At 71.4% G+C, this 6179-nt stretch carries 10 protein-coding genes; 8 read left to right on the top strand and 2 right to left on the bottom strand.

The window, feature by feature from the left end; all coding sequences use genetic code 11:
* Positions 1-137 precede the first annotated feature (137 nt).
* From AB0G11_RS36540 to AB0G11_RS36530, 3 genes are all read left to right on the top strand, one after another.
* Complete coding sequence (locus tag AB0G11_RS36540; protein WP_357591272.1) at positions 138-740, top strand: amino acid transporter; 603 nt, start codon at positions 138-140, stop codon at positions 738-740.
* 134 nt (positions 741-874) lie between these two features.
* Entirely contained in the window at positions 875-1108 is a 234-nt protein-coding gene (locus tag AB0G11_RS36535) for a CopG family transcriptional regulator (RefSeq protein WP_357591271.1), read from the top strand.
* Positions 1108-1530 (top strand): VapC toxin family PIN domain ribonuclease, encoded by a 423-nt coding sequence (locus tag AB0G11_RS36530; RefSeq protein WP_357591270.1) that lies wholly within the window; start codon positions 1108-1110, stop codon positions 1528-1530. The genes AB0G11_RS36535 and AB0G11_RS36530 overlap by 1 nt, the downstream gene beginning before the upstream one ends.
* Positions 1531-1589: 59 nt before the next feature.
* Here the strand turns inward: AB0G11_RS36530 and AB0G11_RS36525 are convergent, their stop codons facing one another.
* Positions 1590-2159: an isochorismatase family protein gene (locus AB0G11_RS36525; RefSeq protein WP_219510373.1), complete on the bottom strand. Its 570-nt coding sequence runs from the start codon at positions 2157-2159 to the stop codon at positions 1590-1592.
* A 15-nt stretch (positions 2160-2174) separates the two neighbouring features.
* Positions 2175-3458, bottom strand: coding sequence for a nicotinate phosphoribosyltransferase (locus AB0G11_RS36520; RefSeq protein WP_219510374.1), 1284 nt, complete (start codon positions 3456-3458; stop codon positions 2175-2177).
* Positions 3459-3504: 46 nt separating this feature from the next.
* Between AB0G11_RS36520 and clpS the strand changes: the two genes are divergently transcribed.
* The 5 genes from clpS to AB0G11_RS36495 all read left to right on the top strand — a co-directional run bounded on the left by clpS (position 3505) and on the right by AB0G11_RS36495 (position 6092).
* On the top strand, positions 3505-3798 hold the full coding sequence (clpS, locus tag AB0G11_RS36515; protein WP_219510375.1) for an ATP-dependent Clp protease adapter ClpS: 294 nt from the start codon (positions 3505-3507) through the stop codon (positions 3796-3798).
* The gene (locus tag AB0G11_RS36510) at positions 3795-4319 is read left to right on the top strand and encodes a DUF2017 domain-containing protein (RefSeq protein WP_357591269.1); all 525 of its coding nucleotides are present in this window, start codon (positions 3795-3797) and stop codon (positions 4317-4319) included. Before clpS ends, AB0G11_RS36510 begins: the two co-directional genes overlap by 4 nt.
* Positions 4320-4329: 10 nt before the next feature.
* Entirely contained in the window at positions 4330-4731 is a 402-nt protein-coding gene (locus tag AB0G11_RS36505) for a M67 family metallopeptidase (RefSeq protein ID WP_219510377.1), read from the top strand.
* 139 nt (positions 4732-4870) lie between these two features.
* Entirely contained in the window at positions 4871-5143 is a 273-nt protein-coding gene (locus AB0G11_RS36500) for a MoaD/ThiS family protein (RefSeq protein ID WP_219510378.1), read from the top strand.
* Between the two features lies 1 nt (position 5144).
* A complete protein-coding gene (locus tag AB0G11_RS36495) occupies positions 5145-6092 on the top strand; it encodes a cysteine synthase (RefSeq protein ID WP_219510380.1) in 948 nt (315 codons plus the stop codon).
* Positions 6093-6179: the final 87 nt, after the last annotated feature.

Raw genomic sequence — 6179 nt, 5'->3', positions numbered from 1 at the left:
GGGGGCCCGCTCGGGCCCGGGCGGCGCGCCCGCCGGCCGGACCTTAAACCGGGTCACCGTGCCCCCCCCCGCCCGGGCGGCCCCGCGCGGGGCCGCCGGTCCGCCGTTAGGCTGGACCCTCGCTGGAGGTGATCCGCATGTCCCCTGTCGACCACCCCTGGGAGCCGATTTCGGTGTCCGAGGTCGCCCGGATCTTCGCCGGCCTGGACGCGCCCTGGTGGATCGGCGGCGGCCACGCCGTCGAACTCGCCGTCGGACGCGCCTTCCGCGAGCACGGCGACGTGGACGTCGGCGTGCTGCGGCGCGACCACCTCGCCGTGCGGCGGCTCCTGTCCGGCTGGGACTGCTGGGCGGCCGACCCCGCCGGCTCCCTGCGCCCCTGGCCCGTGGACGAGACGCTGCCCGCCCGGGTGCACGACATCTGGGTACGCGAGGCGACCGGCGGGCCGTGGCGGCTCCAGCTCATGCTGGACGAGTCCGACGGCGACGACTGGGTCTACCGGCGCGCCCCCGGCATCCGGCGGCCCCTCGACACCGTCGTCGTCCGCGACGCCGGGCCGCCCCGGCTGGCGCCCGAGATCCAGCTCCTCTACAAGGCCAAGCACCGCCGCCCCAAGGACGACGCCGACTTCGCCCACCTGGCGCCCCTGCTCACCGGCGAACAGCGGTCCTGGCTGGCCGCGGCCCTCACCGAGGAGTTGGGGGATCATCCCTGGCTGGAGAAACTGCCACCCCGGTAGAACGATCCTCCTCCCGTATCGGGAGCACCTTTCGCGTATCTGGAAACTCGCCCGACCAGAGCGTTGCCGAATGCGTACTCTTCGTGATCGGTGACGGCACATGGGTGCCGAGCTAACGTAGAAAGGTGCCAGAGGTGAGCTTGTACCTGCCCGAGGACATGAAGCACCGCGTCGCCGAGGCGGCGCGGGCGCACGGCCTGTCCGAGGAGGACTACATGCGCGACGCGATCGCGCGCGTGCTCAGCGACGAGATCGTCGGTGAGCGTCCCCGGCCACGCCTGCCGCTCTTCGACAGCAACGACCCGGGGATGGCCCGCAGCGTCGACGAGGTCCTGGCCGAGGGCTTCGGACGGGACGGTATCGGCTGATGCTGATCGTCGACACCAGCGGCCTGTTCGCCGCCATCGACCGCGCCGCCGCCGAGCACGAGGCGGCCAGGAGCGTCCTGCAGACCGAGCGGGGGCCCATCCTGCTCTCGCCGTTCGTGCTGGGGGAGCTCGACTACATGCTCCGCACCAGGATCGGCCCGCGCGCGGAGCTCGACTACCTGCGCGAGGTGGCCGACGGCGTCTACGACCTCATGCCGATGACGCGGCACGAGGTCATGGAGGCGGCCGACCTCATCGGCCGCTACGCCGACATGGAGATCGGCCTGGCCGACGCCTCCATCGCGGTGCTGGGAGCCCGCCACAGGACGACCCGGGTGCTGACGTTGGATCAGCGGCATTTCCGGGCGATGAAGCCGCTGTGGGGTGACTGCTTCACCGTGTTGCCCGCAGACCTGAACTAGGGCCGGCGCAGTTCGCCGCCAGGGACCTGCCGCCCGCCGGAGGCCGGTCCCCCCGGGTGTCAGCGGACGATCGGGGCGCCGTGGAGCGTGGCGCCGGCGGCGTCGAGCTCGGCGAGCGCCGCCTGGGTGGTCTGGCGGGCGACCCCGGCCGTCAGGTCGAGCAGGACGCGCACGGCGAGGCCGTGCTTGACGGCGTCGAGGGCGGTGGCGCGGACGCAGTGGTCGGTGGCGATGCCGACCACGTCGACGTCGTGGACGCCGTGCTCGGCCAGCCAGTCGGCGAGCGGGACGCCGTCGCCGCTGGTGCCCTCGAAGCCGCTGTAGGCGGCGGCGTGGGCGCCCTTGCTGAAGACCTCCTCGACGGCCGCGACGTCGAAGGCGGGGTGGAAGTCGGCGCCGGGGGTGCCGGCGACGCAGTGGGCGGGCCAGGAGGCGACGAAGTCGGGCGCGGCCGAGAAGTGGTCACCCGGGTCGACGTGGTAGTCGCGGGTGGCCACGACGTGGTCGTAGCCGTGCTCGGCGACGTGGCGGGTGATGGCGGCGGCCACCTCGGAGCCGCCCGCGACGGGCAGGCTGCCTCCCTCGCAGAAGTCGTTCTGCACGTCCACGATGATCAGCGCGGTTCCCATACGGCTCACGATACGTCAGGCGAACTCGGTGGGGATGGCCGCGTACCCCCTGCCCAGGTGGAGGGCGTCCTGCGGCAGGCGGGCGACGGCGTCGGCGTGCCTGGCGCGGGCCTCGTCGAGCGGTTCGCGGCCGACGACCCGGCCGTCGCGCACCAGCTCGTGCATCAGCGGGATGCCGCCCTCGGGGACGAGGCCGGAGGTGGTGACGAGCTCGGTCTCGTAGTGGCCGGTGTCGTCGAGCAGCCGGTAGGCCTCCTTGCGCCCGCCGCGTGACGGCTTGCCGACCGAGCGTTTGGCCACGGGCTCCAGCTTGCCGGTGGCCGTCTCGCGGGCCACGAGCTTGTAGACCAGGGCGGCGGTGGGCACGCCGGAGCCGGTGACCAGGGAGGTGCCGACGCCGTAGCCGTCGACGGGCGCGGCGGCCAGCGCGGCGATGGCGTACTCGTCCAGGTCGGAGGTGACCAGGATGCGGGTGTCGAAGGCGCCGAGGGCGTCGAGCTGCTCGCGGACCTCCTGGGCGGCGGCGGCCAGGTCGCCGGAGTCGATGCGGACGGCGCCGAGCTTGGGGCCGGCCAGCTCGACGGCGGTGCGGACGGCTTCGGCCACGTCGTAGGTGTCGACGAGCAGCGTGGTCTCGGGCCCGAGTGAGGCGATCTGGGTCTCGAACGCCTGCCGTTCGGAGTCGTGCAGCAGGGTGAAGGCGTGCGCGGCCGTGCCCGCGGTCGGCACCCCGTACACGTGCCCGGCCATGAGGTTGGAGGTGGAGGCGAAGCCGGCCAGGTAGGCGGCGCGGGCGGCGGCGACGGCGGCGCGCTCGTGGGTGCGGCGCGAGCCCATCTCGATGAGCGGCCGTTTGCCGGCGGCGACGCTCATGCGGGAGGCGGCCGAGGCGATGGCGCAGTCGTGGTTCAGAACGGACAGGATCACGGTCTCCAGCAGCACGGCCTCGGCGAACGTGCCCTCGACGACCATGATGGGGGAGGCCGGGAAGTACAGGTCGCCCTCGCGGTAGCCGTAGACGTCGCCGGAGAAGCGGTAGTCGGCCAGGAAGTCGAGGGTGGGCTGGTCGACTACGTGGTTGTCGCGCAGGAAGGCGAGCTCCTCCTCGCCGAAGCGGAAGCGTTCGAGCTCGTCGAGGACGCGTCCGGTGCCGGCCACGACGCCGTAGCGGCGCCCGCCGGGCAGGTGGCGGGCGAACACCTCGAAGACCGCCCGCCGGTGCGCGGCGCCGCTCCGCAAGGCCGCCTGGAGCATCGTCAGCTCATAGTGATCCGTCAGCAACGCGGTGCTCATGCTCATCCTCACGAGTCGAAGACTACGGCTCACATAGGGCAGACTGCTGGATGTGGGTAGCACCTCTCCAACCACCGTCGAGCGCCCGGCAACGGACGTCCGGCCCGATCTGCCATGGGTCACGATCGTCTGGAACGACCCGGTCAACCTGATGTCGTACGTGACGTACGTCTTCCAGACCGTGTTCGGTTACCCCAAGGCCAAGGCCGAGAAGCTGATGATGGACGTCCACCAGAAGGGCAAGGCCGTGGTGTCCAGCGGCACCCGCGAGGAGATGGAACGCGACGTGCAGATCCTGCACTCCTATGGCCTGTGGGCCACCGTCCAGCCGGACTCGGCCACGTGAGCTCCGGGTTCTCCGCCGGCCGGGGCGGCAAGGTGGTCGCCACGTTCGAGGCGGGCGAGGTGGCGCTGCTGCGCTCGCTGGTGTCGATGGTGCTGGGCCTGGTGGCGCCGGGCGAGACGAGCGACGACCCGCTGGAGCGGGCGCTGGGCATCGGCGGGGGAGTGGCGCCGTCCGATCCGGTGCTGGCCCGGCTGTTCCCGTCGGCGTACGAGGACGCGCAGGACGCGTCGGAGTTCCGCCGCTACACCGAGGCGACGTTGCGCGACGGCAAGCGGGCCGACGCGCAGACGCTGCTCGACACGGCCGAGCCGGGGCGCGGCGAGCTGACGCCCGAGCAGGCGCAGGCGTGGCTGCGGGCGCTCAACGACGTGCGGCTGACGCTCGGCACCAAGCTGGGCGTGACGGAGGAGATCCACGAGGAGATCGAGAAGATGTCCGAGGACGATCCCCGCTATCCGGCGTTCGTCACCTATGACTGGCTGACCTACCTCCAGGACAGCCTGGTGCGCGCGCTCTGGTAACTTCCGCAGCATGCTGACGATCTCGCAGGAACTGGTTGACAAGATCGTTGCCCACGCCAGGGCCGACCACCCCGACGAGGCGTGCGGCGTGATCGCGGGGCGCAACGGGGTGCCGGAGCGGTTCATCCCGATGGAGAACGCCGAGCGTTCGCCGACCTTCTACCGGTTCGACTCGATGGAGCAGTTCCGCGTGTGGCGGGAGATGGACGACCGCGACGAGGAGCCCGTCGTCATCTACCACTCCCACACCGCGACGGAGGCCTACCCGTCGCGCACCGACGTCTCCTATGCCTCCGAGCCGAACGCCCACTACGTTCTGGTCTCCACGCGGGACGAGGACCAGGTGGAGTTCCGCTCGTACCGGATCCTCGACGGAGAGATTTCCGAGGAAGAGGTAAGGTTCATCCCATGATGGTCAGGCCGGTGCAGAGTTTCCTCTTCGCGCACACCCCTGCCGTTGTCGTCTACGACTGTCGCTGAGCCGGAATTCGCCAGCCAGCATTCGGCGTTGCCGCCGATGGGACGACCCTGATCCGAGGAGACTGACAGCGATGGCCATCGAGGTTCGCATTCCGACCATCCTGCGTAACTACACCGACGGCGCCAAGGCCGTCGACGCCGAGGGCGCCACCCTCGACGACCTGATCACCAACCTGGAATCCCGCCACCCGGGCATCAAGGACCGGCTGGTGGACGAGTCCGGCCTGCGCCGGTTCGTCAACGTCTACCTCAACGACGAGGACGTGCGCTTCCTCGGCGGTCTCGGCACCCCGCTGTCCGACGGCGACACGGTGACCGTGCTGCCGGCCGTCGCCGGCGGGTGACATGCGCTTCGACTCGCTGATCGACTCGGTGGGCCGCACCCCGCTGGTCGGCCTGCCCCGGCTGTCGCCGAGCGCTGACGTGCGGGTGTGGGCCAAGCTGGAGGACCGCAACCCGACCGGTTCGATCAAGGACCGGCCGGCGCTGTGGATGGTGCAGCAGGCGGAGAAGGACGGCCTCCTCACCCCCGGCTGCACGATCCTGGAGCCCACCAGCGGCAACACCGGCATCTCGCTGGCGATGGCCGCCAAGCTCAAGGGCTACAAGCTGATCTGCGTCATGCCGGAGAACACCTCCGAGGAGCGCCGCCAGCTCCTGCGCATGTGGGGTGCGGAGATCATCTCCTCGCCCGCGGCGGGCGGCTCCAACGAGGCGGTGCGGGTGGCCAAGGGCCTGGCGGCGGAGCATCCCGACTGGGTGATGCTCTACCAGTACGGCAACCCGGCCAACTGGCGCTCCCACTACGAGACGACCGGGCCGGAGATCCTGGCGGACCTGCCGTCCGTCACGCACTTCGTGGCCGGGCTCGGCACGACCGGCACCCTCATGGGCGTCGGCCGCTTCCTGCGCGAGCGGGTGCCGGACGTGCGGATCGTGGCCGCCGAGCCGCGCTACGGCGAGCTCGTCTACGGGCTGCGCAACGTGGACGAGGGCTTCATCCCTGAGCTGTACGACGAGTCCGTGTTGACCACGCGCTTCTCGGTGGGGTCGGCCGACGCGCTGCGCCGCACCCGCGAGCTGTTGGCGTCGGAGGGCATTTTCGCCGGCGTGTCCACCGGGGCCGCCCTGCACGCCGCGCTGGGCATGGCGCGCAAGGCCGTCAAGGAGGGCGCGCGGGCCGACATCGTGTTCGTGGTCGCCGACGGCGGCTGGAAGTACCTGTCCACGGGCGCGTACGAAGGCACGCTGGACGAGGCCGAGCAGCGGCTCGAAGGCCAGCTCTGGGCCTGAGACGCAAAGAGGGAGGGGCGGCCCGGCCGGGCCGCCCCCCCCGCGGTGGGGGGTGTTGTGAGGTGAACCAGGCCCGCCCCGCGCAAG

The sequence above is a fragment of the Nonomuraea sp. NPDC023979 genome, assembly GCF_040639085.1.
Classification (GTDB): Bacteria; Actinomycetota; Actinomycetes; order Streptosporangiales; family Streptosporangiaceae; genus Nonomuraea; species Nonomuraea ceibae.
Note: the sequence above shows the minus strand (reverse complement) of the source record. Positions and strands in the feature narration are given on the sequence as shown.